15 protein-coding genes are annotated in these 14,017 nt (G+C 71.6%); 1 reads left to right on the plus strand and 14 read right to left on the minus strand.

Features of this window, described 5'->3' with window-relative positions; all coding sequences use genetic code 11:
- Positions 1 to 7 precede the first annotated feature (7 nt).
- From pheA to ABZ794_RS10535, 5 genes are all read right to left on the minus strand, one after another.
- On the minus strand, positions 8 to 961 hold the full coding sequence (gene pheA, locus ABZ794_RS10515; protein ID WP_210782751.1) for a prephenate dehydratase: 954 nt from the start codon (positions 959 to 961) through the stop codon (positions 8 to 10).
- Between the two features lie 10 nt (positions 962 to 971).
- Positions 972 to 1,466 carry a hypothetical protein gene (locus ABZ794_RS10520; protein WP_210782749.1) on the minus strand — a complete coding sequence of 165 codons (495 nt, stop codon included), beginning with the start codon at positions 1,464 to 1,466 and terminating at the stop codon, positions 972 to 974.
- A gap of 207 nt (positions 1,467 to 1,673) precedes the next feature.
- The gene (locus ABZ794_RS10525) at positions 1,674 to 2,063 is read right to left on the minus strand and encodes an ACT domain-containing protein (protein WP_238687952.1); all 390 of its coding nucleotides are present in this window, start codon (positions 2,061 to 2,063) and stop codon (positions 1,674 to 1,676) included.
- A 75-nt stretch (positions 2,064 to 2,138) separates the two neighbouring features.
- Positions 2,139 to 2,597 (minus strand): hypothetical protein, encoded by a 459-nt coding sequence (locus tag ABZ794_RS10530; protein WP_112583869.1) that lies wholly within the window; start codon positions 2,595 to 2,597, stop codon positions 2,139 to 2,141.
- A gap of 169 nt (positions 2,598 to 2,766) precedes the next feature.
- Positions 2,767 to 3,504, minus strand: a complete 738-nt coding sequence (locus ABZ794_RS10535) for a hypothetical protein (RefSeq protein WP_112583868.1) — start codon at positions 3,502 to 3,504, stop codon at positions 2,767 to 2,769.
- A gap of 163 nt (positions 3,505 to 3,667) precedes the next feature.
- Between ABZ794_RS10535 and ABZ794_RS10540 the strand changes: the two genes are divergently transcribed.
- Positions 3,668 to 4,885, plus strand: a complete 1,218-nt coding sequence (locus ABZ794_RS10540) for an arginine deiminase (RefSeq protein WP_091396783.1) — start codon at positions 3,668 to 3,670, stop codon at positions 4,883 to 4,885.
- A gap of 96 nt (positions 4,886 to 4,981) precedes the next feature.
- Here ABZ794_RS10540 and ABZ794_RS10545 read toward each other — a convergent pair whose 3' ends face one another.
- From ABZ794_RS10545 to ABZ794_RS10585, 9 genes are all read right to left on the minus strand, one after another.
- Complete coding sequence (locus tag ABZ794_RS10545; RefSeq protein ID WP_210782745.1) at positions 4,982 to 5,869, minus strand: DUF5926 family protein; 888 nt, start codon at positions 5,867 to 5,869, stop codon at positions 4,982 to 4,984.
- 59 nt (positions 5,870 to 5,928) lie between these two features.
- On the minus strand, positions 5,929 to 6,348 hold the full coding sequence (locus ABZ794_RS10550; RefSeq protein WP_238687953.1) for an ATP-binding protein: 420 nt from the start codon (positions 6,346 to 6,348) through the stop codon (positions 5,929 to 5,931).
- Positions 6,349 to 6,409: 61 nt separating this feature from the next.
- On the minus strand, positions 6,410 to 7,864 hold the full coding sequence (locus tag ABZ794_RS10555; protein WP_210782740.1) for a PAS domain-containing sensor histidine kinase: 1,455 nt from the start codon (positions 7,862 to 7,864) through the stop codon (positions 6,410 to 6,412).
- A 54-nt stretch (positions 7,865 to 7,918) separates the two neighbouring features.
- Positions 7,919 to 8,707 (minus strand): glycerophosphodiester phosphodiesterase family protein, encoded by a 789-nt coding sequence (locus ABZ794_RS10560; protein WP_210782738.1) that lies wholly within the window; start codon positions 8,705 to 8,707, stop codon positions 7,919 to 7,921.
- Positions 8,708 to 8,717: 10 nt separating this feature from the next.
- Positions 8,718 to 9,053, minus strand: a complete 336-nt coding sequence (locus ABZ794_RS10565) for a rhodanese-like domain-containing protein (protein WP_030487745.1) — start codon at positions 9,051 to 9,053, stop codon at positions 8,718 to 8,720.
- Positions 9,054 to 9,111: 58 nt separating this feature from the next.
- Positions 9,112 to 10,029 (minus strand): LCP family protein, encoded by a 918-nt coding sequence (locus tag ABZ794_RS10570; protein ID WP_238687954.1) that lies wholly within the window; start codon positions 10,027 to 10,029, stop codon positions 9,112 to 9,114.
- A 221-nt stretch (positions 10,030 to 10,250) separates the two neighbouring features.
- Positions 10,251 to 11,519 carry an LCP family protein gene (locus tag ABZ794_RS10575; RefSeq protein WP_210782736.1) on the minus strand — a complete coding sequence of 423 codons (1,269 nt, stop codon included), beginning with the start codon at positions 11,517 to 11,519 and terminating at the stop codon, positions 10,251 to 10,253.
- Between the two features lie 159 nt (positions 11,520 to 11,678).
- Positions 11,679 to 12,905, minus strand: a complete 1,227-nt coding sequence (locus ABZ794_RS10580) for an LCP family protein (protein ID WP_210782734.1) — start codon at positions 12,903 to 12,905, stop codon at positions 11,679 to 11,681.
- Between the two features lie 76 nt (positions 12,906 to 12,981).
- A complete protein-coding gene (locus ABZ794_RS10585; RefSeq protein ID WP_210782732.1) occupies positions 12,982 to 13,959 on the minus strand; it encodes an NAD-dependent epimerase/dehydratase family protein in 978 nt (325 codons plus the stop codon).
- Positions 13,960 to 14,017: the final 58 nt, after the last annotated feature.

Genomic DNA, 14,017 nt, shown 5'->3' on the forward strand with positions numbered 1-14,017 from the left:
GCGCCGGTCAGGTCAACTCACCGGTACGCAGGCGGGTCAGCCAGGCCACCGCGTCGGCGTAGTCGACGTCGGAGAGCCCCGCTGGCGCGGGCACCGGGCGTTCGCCCGCCTCGGCCCACCGGTGCCGGGGGTAGGACCCCAGGAAGCGGACGTCGGCACAGACCCTGCGGAGCCCCTGCAAAGCCTCGCCCAGGCGTACGTCGGCCACGTGGCCGGTGCAGTCCAGGAAGAAGACGTAGCGGCCCAACGCCTCGCCGGTCGGCCGGGATTCGATCCGGGTCAGGTTGACCCCACGGACGGCCAACTCCATCAGCACGGACAGCAGCGCGCCGACCCGGTCGTGGGCGATGTAGACCGCGAGCGAGGTGAGGTCGTCACCGGTCGGCGGCGGTGGCGGCCCGGGGCGGGACACCAGCGCGAACCGGGTCACCGCGTCGGGGTGGTCGGCGATCTTGTCGGCGAGTGTGGTGAGTCGGTGCCGGGAGGCTCCGATCGGTGCGCAGATCGCCGCGTCGTACTCACCCGTGCCGGCGCCGGCGGCGGCCGCGCCGTTGGAGAGCACGTCGACCACCACGGCGTCGGGCAGGTGGTTGCGCAACCAGCCCCGGCACTGGGTGGACGCCTGTGGATGGGCCGCCACGGTGCGGATCGAGGTCAGCGGGGTGTCGGGCCGCGCGGCGAGCACGAACTCCACCGGCAGGATCACCTCCCGGGTGATCACCAGCGGCTCGCCCTCGGCCATCTCGTCCAGCGTGACGCCCACCGCGCCGCCGATCGAGTTCTCCAGTGGCACCAGCGCGGCGTCGGCGTCGCCGGCGCGGACGCTGTCCAGCGCCTCTCCGACGCTGCGGGCGGGCGTACGGGTGCCGCGCTCGGCGGCGGGTATGGAACGCAGGGCCTGCTCGGCGAAGGTGCCCTCCGGCCCGAGGAAGACGAAACGTGTCGGCGGTGTTCCCGGCATGCCGATCAGCCTACGCACCCGGCCCGTTGGCCGGGCCGGCGTCACAGGCGAGGGCGCGAATCCCGGCCGGGCTGGTGGCGCGTACCTCGATGGTGCAGACGTCCGTGCCGGCGGTGACCAGCACCGGGGAACCGGGCTCGCCCCGGGTGATCACCTGGAGTTCCTCGTGCCCGGTCACCGTCAGCACCGTGAACTGCCAGTCAGCGGCGCAGAGCGGCCCGGTGCGGACCTGGACCCGGACGTTCGCCGGCAGCACTCCGGCCCGGCCGCGCAACAGTTGCAGCACCCGCTGGCCGGTCGGCCCGTTGCGGCAGGCCGTCGCGACCAACCCGGCGTCCGGGGTGGGCGTGACCGTACCGGGAGACGGCGCGGTGGTGGGCGGGGTGGCCGGTGCGGTGCTCGGTCCGGACGGTGTCGGGGCTGCGGTGTGGGTGGGCACGCTGGTCGGCTCCCCCAGCCCGGGTGGGGCGCCGCAGCCGGCCAGCGCCGCGACGGCGAGCGCCATCGGCAGGACTCGGGCGAGGCTCCGCGCCGGAACGCGATCGGCTGCCCGGCCAGCAGCCGCCGGTGGGGGGTGGATCGTCGACCGCGGTGAGGGGGACGCGGGCGGGGGTGGGGTGAACGGCACGGGCCGATCCTCGGGACATCGGAGAATTCGTCGCGGCCGGGGTGGCCGAGCCCATCGTAGGGCGAGCGGCGGGTCGGGTGAAGGTCAGCCGGTGACGCGGTGCCCGGCGCGCTGGAGCGCGGCCGTGCCCTCGATCAAACGGACGGTCGGCACCAGCAGATAGTCGGTGTCGAACGTGGAGAAGGTGACGGCGCTGACCCGTGCCTCGGCGAGCGGGTCGACCAGCGCGGCAAGGCTGCCGGTGCCGGCCAGGGCCACCGGGGCGGTGACCCGTAGGCAACGCCAGGTCGTCTCCACCACGGCCTGTGCCGGCGCCCGCTCGGTCGGGCAGATCACGGAGATCCCGTCGGAGGTCCAGCTCACCGTCACCACGTCCGCGTCGCGCAGCCCGCTTGACAGCGCGTACGGCAGGGTGGTGCCGGGGGCGAGCCGGCACACAGCGTATTCCCCCGGCAGCAGGGCGATATCGAGCATGAGGGCACCCTACGGCCTTCGTGTGGACCCGCCCGGGCAACGCCGCGTGCGGCGAGGGACACACTGCGCCGCAGGTCAGACCTCGGAGAAGAAGGTGAGTGAGCCGGCCACGGTGCCGTCGGTGAGCACCGGGGTGGAGATCGCGTCTACTGTCGCGTCGGAGCTGTTCGCCGAGGCGGCCTGCACCCTGAGTAGCCCACGGGCGAGCCGGCCGGAGGAGAGCGCCAGCAGGGGCGGAATCTTGTCGATCTCGGCTTCGGTCAGCTCGCCCCGGTTGGCGGTGAAGTCGAGCAGGCGCAGCCCGCCATCGAGCAACGGTCGCCCGATCAGCCCGGCCGGCTCACCGAGACAGAGCAGCTCGCAACCGGCCGTGGAGATCGCCACCACCCGGGTGTCGGCGTCGATCAGCAGGCACGGCTCGTCCGCCCGGGAGACTGTCGACGACCATTGGCCGACGTTGTCGGACTCCGGCTCTGTCGAGGCCCGCGCCGCCGGCACGAACGCTTCCGAGAGCGAAAGTTCGACGTGGGCCACCGCGCCTCCTATGTGCACCGATCGACTGTCCACGCTAGCGGGTCGCCGACGGAATCACCGAGCGCACCGGGTCACCGGGGCGCGCAGCGTGAACCGAGGCGACCGGTGACGGCGCGGAGACCGGTGAGGTGAACGGGGGGACCGGAGCCGCGTGGCGTCGCCGGTGACGTTACCGGCGGTGGGCCGGCTTGTCAGCGGCCGTTCGGCCCTCGTCGTACCACCGGTAGTCGGCGGTTGGACGGTACGTGCCGTTCAGCCAGGTGCCCGGGTGCTGTGCGACCCGGGAAAGCTTCTCGGCTGTGGCCGGGCTGATCCGGCTGCCGCCGGCGACGAGCAGCCGGTCCAGTTCCCGGTGGGTGGCCATCAGACAGTCCTTCGGAAGGCCGTAGACGCTGATCACGCCCGAGCCGACGAAGGTCAGCACCGGCGTCACCGGAACGGGCAGCCCCACCGCCTCGGAGAGCGCCTTGCTGGCCCGCTTGGCGTCCCGGCGGGACTCGGCCACGTACGGAGGCCGCTTGCCGTTGATCTGCACCACGTCGCCGGCGACGAGCACCCTGGCTCGGCCGTGGTCGGCGATGGTCACGGCAAACAGGCCACTCGGCCCGATGGCGAGGAACCCGGCTCGTTCGTCCTGACCGCGGTCGAGGACGTCCGTCACGTCGGTGCGCGGCCACTCGATCACGTGCCAGGCAGGCCCGAGGTGGTCGAGTTGGCCCAACGCCCGTGCCCCGGCCGCCTCCAGGCGGCGTGCACCCCGCTCGGCCCGACGGCGGCGGGCCCACTCGAGCGGTGTCGGACGGACCGGTTCGAGAACCCCCGGCGCCTCGACGCGGGGGTGTGGCACCGCGACGGGCGGCAGTGCCCGAGCGGACGGTACGGCTCGTCGTGCGGGAAAGACAGTCATCGCGACCTCCGGCAAAAGGTCCCTCGAAGTTATGTCCTCACTACCCTACGTTGCCACTACCGGTGTTCTGCAAGCCGGAGCGCCGGAATGACTGTGGATGAATGCCATATTCATCCACAGTTCTTTTCTCGGATGCCGCTAAACCCTGCCCTACGCTGCGGGAGTGACCCACTACGTCGACAGTGAAGTCGGGCGGCTCGGCACCGTACTGCTGCACCGGCCCGGCCCCGAACTGGCCCGGCTCACCCCGCGCAACAACGACTCGCTCCTGTTCGACGCGATCCCCTGGGTGGGGCGCGCCCAGGAGGAGCACGACGCGTTCGCCGCCGCCCTGCGCGAGCGCGGCGTCGAGGTGCTCTACCTGGCCACCCTGCTGGCCGAGACGCTGGCCGTCGCGGACGCCCGGGCCGAACTCACCGAGCAGGTGCTGCGCTCCCGGCGGCTCGGCGACACGCTGCGCGCCCGTGTCGCCGACCACCTCTCCTACCTGGACCCGGCCGCGCTCGCCGACGTGCTCACCGCCGGGCTGGCCCACGAGGAGTTGCGGATCAGCTCCGAGCGACCGGGTGGGCTGGTCTACACGCTGATGGACCGACACGACTTCGTCATCGACCCGTTGCCCAACCTGCTCTTCACCCGCGACTCGTCGCTGTGGATCGGCGACCGGGTCGGTGTCACCAGCCTGGCCATGCCGGCCCGCCGCCGGGAGACCACACTGACCGACGCCATCTACCGCCACCACCCCCGGTTCGCCGGCACCGAGTTCGTCTACCGCCCCAGCCTGGAGCACCTGGAGGGCGGGGACGTGCTGCTGCTCGCGCCCGGGGTGCTGGCGGTCGGGGTGGGCGAGCGGACGACCCCGGCCGGCGCGGAACGCCTCGGTCGGCAGGTCTTCGCCGCCGGCCTGGCCCACACCATCCTGGTGGTGCCGATCGCCCAGAAGCGCGCCACCATGCACCTGGACACCGTGTGCACGATGGTCGACGTGGACGCCGTCCTGATGTACCCCAACATCGCGAGCACGCTGTCCGCGTACACGGTGATCGCCGGCGGGGACGGCGAGGACCCCCGGGTGGACGGGCCGGCGCCGTTCCTGCGGGCCGCCGCCGACGCGATGGACCTCGACCTGCTCCGGGTCATCGACACCGGACTGGATCCGGTCACCGCGGAACGCGAGCAGTGGGACGACGGCAACAACACTCTCGCGCTGGCCCCCCGGCTCTGCGTCGGCTACGAGCGCAACACGGAGACCAACGCCCAACTGGAGCGGGCCGGCATCGAGGTGATCCCGATCGCCGGCTCCGAGTTGGGCTCCGGTCGGGGCGGGCCGCGCTGCATGTCCTGCCCGATCACCCGCGACCCGCTACCCGTCGCCGGCTGAGCACACGACCGGCCCGTCACCCCGCTGAGCGGTACGACCCCGGCTGAGCGAGACGCCGCCTGAGCTCGCCCGGCCGAGCGGAACGACGGCCCCGGCTCAGCGCAGGGTGAGCTGGCGGCCGAGCAGCCCCTGACGGGCCCGGCGGCCGGCGGCGTCGAGTGGGTCGGCGACGGTGAGCGCCTCGGCGTACCGCTTGGCGAACTGCGCCACCGGCTCCTCCCACTCGGCGGCCGGGGTCTCCTCCGGCAGGTCCCAGACCGGCACGAGTCGACCGTGCGCGCGGAACATGCCGGCGAACTTGGTCTGCTCGCCGAGCGTCAGCGTGCCGGCCGCGCCGAGTCGGGCCAGCGCGTCCAGGGCGGCGTCCTCGTCGTCCGGCAGCACCCAGCGCACGTGGGCCTTCTCCGGGACCTGACACCAGTACGCGGCCTTCGCCGCGGTCAGCCGGACCGTCGGGTAGATGGCCGCGTTCGCCCGCTCCAGCGACGCCTGGACGGTCGGATCGTCGGCTGCTCCGGGGTCGAGCCAGAAGTCGAAACCGTCGTGCATGGTGATGTCCAGCGGACCGTCCACGAGGATGTCCTGCAGCCGCGGCCCGGGGCCGGGCAGTGGCGGCACTGCCACCTGGCCACCCGGCTCGGCACGCAGCGCGCTGAGCAACGCGTCGGCCAGGTCCCGCGACACGTCGCCGGACTGCTGGTGGCGCTGGAGACCGATCAGCACCCGGCCGTCCGGCTTGGTGATCGCCGGCGCGGCCATCGGCAGCACCGTGGCGAGCGTCGCCGCCCGGTCGCCGAATTCCTCGACCAGGGCGGGTGCCAGGCGCAGCGGGGCCGAGGCGGCGGGCACCAACTCGCGCAGCGCGATCCACTCGGACTCGTCGACCAGCCCGTCGAACGGACGCGGCACGAAGACGTCTCGCACCTTGTCGCGACGGGGGGTGGTGTCGGCGGCGGCGCGCTGGCTCTTTCGACGCTTACTCACGGCGTCACAGCCTAGAGCCCCGAGCGGCTCGCCGTGACCGGGACCCGCCCGAGCCGTCCTCAGCCCGCCGACACCAGGTCGGGTCGAGGTGTCGGCGCCGGGTCGAACTCCGCCCAGACGCGCTGGCCCATGCCGTCCCGCTCGACGCCCCAACGGGTGGCCAGGCCGGCGACGATGTGCAGCCCGCGCCCGTCCGCCGCGTCCGGGTTGGCCGTCCGGAGCCGCGGCCCGGTGCTCGCGCTGCCGCCGTCGGTGACCCGAAGCTGGATCAGTGCGCCCTCGGCCGAGGGCCGCAGCTGCCAGGCAACCCGGATCACGCCGCCGGGCAGCGGTCTGGCGTGCCGCACCGCGTTGCCCACCAGCTCCGCGAGCACCGCGATCAGGTCCGCGAGGAGCGTCGGGGGTACGACATCCGTCAGCTCGGCGGCGAGCCGGTGTCGGGCCAGCCGTGCCCCGCCCGGGTGGTGGGGAACCACCACGCACCAGGCTCGATCCCTCGTTGCCGCTGCCACCGTCGCCTCCACGTCGCGCCACCCCTGGTCAACCGCGTGGTAGCCGCACCTCTGCGACCGTACCGCCGCCGGTCCTCGGACGTAGGGATACCCATCCATTCTGCTGTTCAACGATCCGACGGACGAGATAGAGGCCGAGCCCGGCCCCCGGGTAGCCGCGACGGTCGCCGGACTCGCCCTGCCAGAACCGGTCGAACGCCCGTTCCACGTGCTCGGGTCGGATGCCGATGCCCTGGTCGCTGACCCGGAACGCCACCAGATGACCGTCGCCGGAGGCGGTGATCTCGATGGGAGAACCAGGTGCCGAGTATTTACCGGCGTTGGTCGTCAACTCGGTCAGCACGGTGGCCAGGCTGGGCCGGTGACCGAGCGCCTTGGGTAGATCGCTCGGGAGGCGGAGCACCAGCCGGCGGCGCAGCTCCGCCGGCAGGTCGACGACGGCGGAACGCAGCGCCTCGCCGAGGTCGAACGGGGTGGGAGGGTCGTCGCCCGGCCCTACCTCGGCCGCCGAGCTGAGCAGACGGTCGACCAGCCGGGCCAGCTCGTTGGCGCGTTGCCCGATCACCCGGGCCGCCTGCCGTCGGTCGACGTCGGTCAGCGACTCCCAGTGGTCGGTGAGGGTGTCCGCGTACCCCTTGATGACGGTGACCGGGGTGCGCAGCTCGTGGCTGGTCACCGCGACGAACAGCTCTCGGTCGTGGTCGCGGCGCTGCTGGTCGGTGATGTCGCGGAAGGTGACCACCCGTAACGTTCCCGGGCCGGGCAGGTCGCCGGAGGTGATCCGCAGCCAGCGGCCGTCCGGCATCCGGTGGTCCCGAACCTGCCCGGAGGGCGGCAGTGGGAACGGCAACGGGTGGCTCAGCGCCTGCTCGACCGTCCGGCCGGTGACCTGGGCGGCTGCCGGGTTCCAGAGCCGGACGTGCCCGTCCCGGTCGACGACGGCCAGCCCGTCGGCGAGGGCCGCCACCACCGGGCCGTCGCCGTGCACCGGCAGGCCACTCTGGTCGCCGTACATGTGCCCGACGCAGGAGGCGAGATAAGCGATCACCCCCTGCTGCTCGGCACCCGGCTCGTCGTCGCCCGGGTAGAGCGCGTGCAGGCTGCCGACGGTGTGCCCGCCGATCTCGGCCCGGGAGACGACCATCCGGCGCAGGCCGCTGCCGGCCAGTTCGCCGGCCAGCTTGCCGTTGAGGTCACTCACCCGCGCCTGGCGTACCCGTGGCCCGGAGAGCAGGCAGACGGTGTCCGGGTCGTCGACAGCCAGTGGTCGGCCGAGGGCCCACTCCGCCGCGCCGGTCGCGGCGATGACGCGACCGCCGGTCGGACCGAACTCGACGAACGCCATCCCGGTGGCGCCGAGCGCAGGCTGGGCCACCCGGAGCAGTTGGGTGAGGACCGGCAGGCCCGCGTCCCCAGAGTTGATCATCTCGATCACGACGGTGTGGCCGGCGAGGAGAGCGGGGAAATCGATACGCTCCGGCATGTGCCGAGTCTGCCCCGCCGACCGGGTTTTGGGCACCCCCGCCCGGTCGATGGGTCAGCGGTCCAGCCGGGCGAGGGCGTACGCGGGCCGGTCGGTGATGATCCCGTCCACGCCGGCGGCCAGCACCAGCTCCAGGTCGGTCGGCTCGTTGACCGTCCAGACGTACACCTGGTTGCCGGCCGCGCGCAGTGCGGGCAGCAGCTGCGGGCGGGCCCGGACCAGGCCGATGCCCGGCCCGGCGATCCGGGTGCCGAACGGCAGCCGACCCAACCGCAGCCAGCGCGGCAGCACTTCCAGCAACAGCACGGTGGGCAGCGTCGGGGCCAGCTCGCGCACCCGACGGACCGCCAGCGGGGAGAACGACATGACGGTGACCTGCACCGGGTCGTCCGGCGCGGGGTCGGCCAGCCCGTACCGGCGCAGCAGGCTGACCAGTCGCCGTTCCACGTTCGAGCCGTAGCGGGACGGGTGCTTCGTCTCCACCAGCAGTCGGACCGGTCGCCCGGCGGCGAGCACCGCGTCCAGGAGCCGGGCCAGGGTCAGCAGCCGGGTGTGCGACTCGTCCGGTGGCAGGTCGCCGATCGGGGCGCTGCCCGGGTGCCACGAGCCGAAGTCCAGGGCGTCCAGCTCGGCGAGCGTACGCGCGCTGACCAGACCGCGACCGTTGCTGGTGCGGTCGAGTCGTCGGTCGTGCACGCAGACCAGGTGCCCGTCCCGGGTCAGCCGGACGTCGCACTCCAGGCCGTCGGCGCCCTCGTCGAGGGCGCGCAGATACGCGGCGAGGGTGTGCTCGGGTAGGTCGAACGAGGCGCCGCGGTGCGCGAAGACCAGTGGCCCGCCCATTCCGCCGGCCTCAGATGACCTGGCCGGGCTGCCCGTTCGCGTCGACCACCGGTCGGCCGACCGCAGCCCACTGGCGCATCCCGCCGTCGGCGTTGCGTACCTGCTCCCAGCCGTTGTTGATCAGGTAGGCGACGACCTGGGCGGAACGTCCGCCGGAACGGCAGACGACAGCCACCTCCCGGTCGGTGGGCACCTCGGCCAGCCGGGCCGGCAGCTCCATCATCGGCAGGTGGTGGGCGGTGGGCGCGTGGCCGGCCGCCCACTCGTCGTCCTCCCGCACGTCCAGCAGGTAGGTCTCGTCGGCGATCTCGGTCACGGGCACGGTGGGAACCTGGGGTCCGAACACAGGAAGCAACACTAGATCCTCATGGGCCGGTTCGGCACCGACCGGGCCGTCGGCACCGTCACAACCGGGTCACCCAGCGAGGGTTGGCCTGCGCCCAGGCCGGCACCTCAGTGCCGCGGAGCGCCTCGAAGAGCCCGTTGCCGCCGTTGTCCAGCACCACGTACGAGACCTCGTCGATGGTCTGCGGCGAGGAGGGCACCTGGACGCCGCGCATCCCGTCGGGCGGCAGCGCGCGCAGCGCGAGGAGCAGGTCCTCCAGGGGTACGCCGTTGGTGTCGACGGTCAAGGAGCCGCCGACCGCCCGGAGCACCTGGTCCAGTTTGACGGGGTTGCTCCGCAGGTCCGCCCTGCCGGCGCTGTCCAACATCGCCCGGAGCAGCTGCTGCTGGTGGTGCTGCCGGTCGTAGTCACCGCCGGGCAGGTCGTAGCGCTGTCGGACGTAGTCCAGCGCCTGCGCGCCGTCCATCTGGTGGCAGCCGGTGGGGAAGACCCGGTTGGTGTGGATCGAGCGGACCTCGGTGTCCACGCACATCTCCACCCCGCCGAGCAGGTCGATGACCTTCCGGAAGCCGGAGAAGTCGATCAGCGCGGCGCCGTCGAACCGGATTCCGGTGAGCCGGTGCAGGGTGGCGGAGAGCAGTTGGGCGCCGGCCTGCCCGCCGCCGCCGTGCTCGTACGCGGCATTGATCTTGTCTTGACCGCCGCCGAAGCCGTTCGCAGGCGGGATGGCGACCAGCAGGTCACGCGGGATGGAGACCAGGTACGCCTCCCGCTGCCCGGCGGGGACGTGCACGATGAGGATGGTGTCGGAGCGTTGGTCGGGGCCGCTGTCGCCCGGGCGCCGGTCGGAGCCGACCAGGAGGTAGTTGAGCGGCCCGTCCAGGTCGGTGCGGTCGGTGCGGGCGTCGGCGTCGAGCAGTTGCTCCTTGGTCACCGTGCGGTCGTAGCGGTGGCTGAGCGTCTTGAGCCCGGCCACGGCGAGCCCCGCCAGTAGGACGAGAGCCAGGCCGATGCCGAGCAGGATCCGCGGCCAACGGGCGCGAGGCGACCGGGCGGACGGGGCCGTCCCGGCCCGGCCCGTTGCGTTCCGTCCCCACCTGGACGTGACCGCCTCCCCGCAGCCGATACGTGAAACCTGCTCACGTCAGGCTACGGGCGGTGAGGAGGTCGTCGCTGGCTTTCCGCGACTCCCGGCCCTCACTTGCGGGTGGAGATCACCTCGGGGTGGGTGAAGACGAATTCGGCGAGCTTGTCCTGCTTGACCGCCTGGAACATGGCCATCGTCTCTTCGCTCAAGCCCTCGGTGTTGTTGTCGTTGGCGTTGAAGGTGCCATTGTTGGTCTTGAGCATGGTCAGCTCGTTGCCGGTGACCCCGCGCATGGTGAAGATGAAGTCCTCGATCGGCACGCCGCCGGTGTCCAGCACGAACGCCTTGCCCGCCGCCTTGATCAGGTTGTTCATCTTGGCCGGGTTGGACAACATCCCGCCCTCGGTGGCCTTCTTCGCCATCGCCTTGATCAGCTGCTGCTGGTTGGCCTGCCGGTCGTAGTCGCCGTTCTTGAGGGACTTGCGCTGCCGGGAGTAGTCCAGCGCGGCCCAACCCTCCATCTCCTGGCAGCCCTTCTTGTGCACCACCGGGGTCCGCTGCTTGCCGGTCTTCTTGGCGTCCGCGTTCCACATCGGCTTGCCGTCGACGTACGACATGTGCAGCGACTTGACCTCCTGGCTGACGCAGATCCGCACCGTGCCCAGGGTGTCGATGACGTTCTTGAAGCCACCGAAGTTGATGATCGCCGCGCCGTCGAAGCTGATCCCGGTGAGGCGCTTGATCGTCTGGGCCATCAGCTGGGCGCCACCCTCCCAGCCGCCACCGTTGGCGGCACCGGCCTGGAACGCGGCGTTGATCTTTCCGGAGCCGCCGCCGTAGCCGCTCTTCTTGAACGCCGGGATCTGCGCCTCGGTGTCCCGCGGGATCGAGATCAGGTACGCCTGGTCGTGCGTGGCCGGAATGTGCAGGACGATGATGCTGTCGGAGCGGACGTCGTCGGCGGCCCAGCGCTCCCGCGCGTCCACGCCGAGCAGCAGCATGTCGATCGGGCCGTCCAGGCTCGCACCGCCCTCGGCGTCGGACTTGCCGGCGTCACCCAGCAGGTTGCCCTTCGCGATGCCGCCGGTCGCCTGCCCGATCAACGCCTTGCTGCCGACGATGGCCACCCCGCTGCTCAGCATCAGCACGGCACCGAAGACGACGGTCAGCCTGGCCCAGAGCGGGTCCTTGCGCTTGGTCCGCTTCTTCGACCCACCACCACCCGGGCGGTCGCCACCGCCACCACCGCCGCTGCCGGGCGGACGCGAGCCCGGCCCGCCGCCCGAGGGGCGTGCCTGCGCGGGTATGGCCGCAGCGACTCGACCGCTGGGGGCGGCGGACCCGGAGGAAGAAGGGCGACGACTGGCCTGAACCGGCATGCGTGCTCCAGCTCGTGATCAGGAGGGGGCGGCACCACTGTACGTACATCAAATCGACTTGGCGAGTTCATCCCGGGTCAATCCGGACGTCGAATTTCGCAGACTCAGTCGATCGTCGCTGCTCGATGACCCGAACGGCTGGTGCCAGCCGGGCCACGGTCAGCCGCCGTCGTTGCTCTTCGGCGGGTTCGCCTTGACCCAGTCGGCCATCGTGTCTCCGGACATGGCCTGGTACATCGCGAGCGCCTTCTCCCGGTCCGACACCACCACCGACTCGCCGTTGATGGTGTCGCTGCCCGAGTTCGGGCTGGTCACAAAGGTGAGGTTCTGGCCGCGCAGGTTACGGAACTGCAGCGCCATGTCTGTAACCGAGAAAGTCTGGTCGACGGTTACGGCCGCGGTCACCGACTTGAGGAAATCGTTGAGCTTCTTCGGGTTCGCCAGCGTGCCGGTGCTGGCCGCCTTGTCCATCAGTGCCCGAAGGAACTCCTGCTGGTGCCGCATCCGGGCGAAGTCCCCGTCCGGGAACTGCTTGCGTTGCCGGATCCAGTCCAGCGCCTCCGCGCCGTCCATGTGGTTGGTGCCCTTGGTGAAGGTCCGGTACGGCTTGTGGATCGAGGTGATGGTGCGCTCCACCTTCAGGTCCACCCCGCCGAGAGCGTCGGTGACCTCCTTGAAACCGCCGAAGTCGATAGCCATCACGTGGTCGATCCGAACGTCGGTGAAGCACTCCACGGTGCGTACCGCCAGCGGCAGCCCACCGAACGCGAACGCTGCGTTGATCTTCGCGCGCGAACCGGAGCCGCAGTCCGCGCCGGCGCTCTCCGGGATCGGCACGTACAGGTCCCGGGGGATGGAGACCAGGTAGGCCTCCTGGTGATCGGCCGGAATGTGCATGACGATGATCGTGTCGGCGCGCCACTGACTCTTGCTGTCGACCGGCGCGTCCGGGTCCCGTGAGTCGCTGCCGACCAGCAGGATGTTCAGCGCACCGTCGACGGTCTTGGCGGGCCGACCACCGGTGATCTCCGAGAACGGGTCGGTGCGGGCCAGGTCACTGTTGAGGTTGCGGGCGTACAACCAGGCGCCGACGCTGCCGAGCAGCGCCAGCACCAGCACCGCGGCCCCGGCCACCAGGGCGATCCGACCCCAACGCGGTCGCGGGCCGCGCCGCCCCGACCCGCCGGTGCCACCCGGCCCACCGGGCCCGGTGGGCCCCGCCGGGCCGCCGGACCGAGGCTGCTCCTCGTCGTACGACGGGTAGAAGCGCGCCTCGGTCGGACGGGCGCGCCCGGAGGCGCCCCGATCGGGGCCGGGCACCGATGCGCGCCCGGCGCTGCGGTGCAGGTACGGATGCGGGACACCGGCTGACGAGGTCGCGGACATGTAACTCAGGGTACGTAGCGGGAGCCACTGCCGCCTTCAGGCGACACTCAGCGGCAGGCGGTACGCGAAGATCTGGTTACCCTAGCCGCGACCGGAAGTACTCGATCGTGCGTCGCAGGCCATCTTCGGGCGCGACCGACGGCTCGTATCCGAGCAGTTCACGAGCGAGCGTGAGATCCGGTCGACGCATCTCCGGGTCGTCCGAGCTGCGGGTGACATAGGTCACCTTCGAGGTGCTGTCGGAGAGCGACACGATCAACTCGGCGAGTTGCCGCATTGTCAGCTCGTGCTCGGTGCCGCAGTTGACCGGGCCCGTCTCGGTCGAGTCGAGCAGCAGCAGGATGCCGCGCACCAGATCCTCGACGAAGCAGATGGACCGGGTCTGGTTACCAGTGCCGTGCACGGTGATCGGCTCGCCACGCAGCGCCTGGGAGATGAAGGTGGGGATGGCGCGGCCGTCGTCCGGGCGCATCCGCGGGCCGTACGTGTTGAAGATCCGGACGATCGCCGCGTCGAGCCCCCGGTAGCGGTGGTACGCCATCGTCGCGGCCTCGGAGAAGCGCTTGGCCTCGTCGTAGACGCTGCGGACCCCGATCGGGTTGACGTTGCCCCAGTAGGTCTCCCGCTGCGGGTGTTCCTTCGGATCTCCGTACGCCTCGGAGGTGGAGGCCATCAGGAACCGGGCGCCGTCGGCGGCCGCGCGCTCCAGCAGGTGCAGGGTGCCGACCGAGCCGACCCGGAGGATCTCCACCGGCAACTGGGCGAAGTCGGTGGGGCTGGCCGGAGAGGCCATGTGCAGGATCGCGTCGAACCGCTCGGCCAGCGCCGGGTGGTGGGTCGGCAGACCGTCGGAGATGTCCGCCTCGACGAGGGTGAAGGTCGGCCGATCCAGCAGGTGGGCGACGTTCTCCTTGGAGCCGGTCACGAAGTTGTCCAGCGCCACCACCGTGCAGCCTCGGGCGATCAGGGCGTCCACCAGGTGTGACGGGACGAAGCCAGCTCCGCCGGTGACGAGGACGCGGTGATCGGAACCAAAGCGCTCAGCAACCTTCATGCGGCTCAGCCTACCGACCGCCGAATTCGCGGAAGGGGTCCCCTGTTGACGTCGCACG

The organism is Micromonospora sp. NPDC047187, assembly GCF_040643355.1.
GTDB classification, from domain to species: Bacteria; Actinomycetota; Actinomycetes; order Mycobacteriales; family Micromonosporaceae; genus Micromonospora; species Micromonospora salmantinae.

Coding starts and splice junctions, on each gene's coding strand:
- pheA (WP_210782751.1), bottom strand. CDS start 961: ATGCCGGGAACACCGCCGACACGTTTCGTCTTCCTCGGGCCGGAGGGC.
- ABZ794_RS10520 (WP_210782749.1), bottom strand. CDS start 1,466: ATGGCGCTCGCCGTCGCGGCGCTGGCCGGCTGCGGCGCCCCACCCGGG.
- ABZ794_RS10525 (WP_238687952.1), bottom strand. CDS start 2,063: ATGCTCGATATCGCCCTGCTGCCGGGGGAATACGCTGTGTGCCGGCTC.
- ABZ794_RS10535 (WP_112583868.1), bottom strand. CDS start 3,504: ATGACTGTCTTTCCCGCACGACGAGCCGTACCGTCCGCTCGGGCACTG.
- ABZ794_RS10555 (WP_210782740.1), bottom strand. CDS start 7,864: ATGCCGGAGCGTATCGATTTCCCCGCTCTCCTCGCCGGCCACACCGTC.
- ABZ794_RS10560 (WP_210782738.1), bottom strand. CDS start 8,707: ATGGGCGGGCCACTGGTCTTCGCGCACCGCGGCGCCTCGTTCGACCTA.
- ABZ794_RS10575 (WP_210782736.1), bottom strand. CDS start 11,519: ATGCCGGTTCAGGCCAGTCGTCGCCCTTCTTCCTCCGGGTCCGCCGCC.
- ABZ794_RS10580 (WP_210782734.1), bottom strand. CDS start 12,905: ATGTCCGCGACCTCGTCAGCCGGTGTCCCGCATCCGTACCTGCACCGC.
- ABZ794_RS10585 (WP_210782732.1), bottom strand. CDS start 13,959: ATGAAGGTTGCTGAGCGCTTTGGTTCCGATCACCGCGTCCTCGTCACC.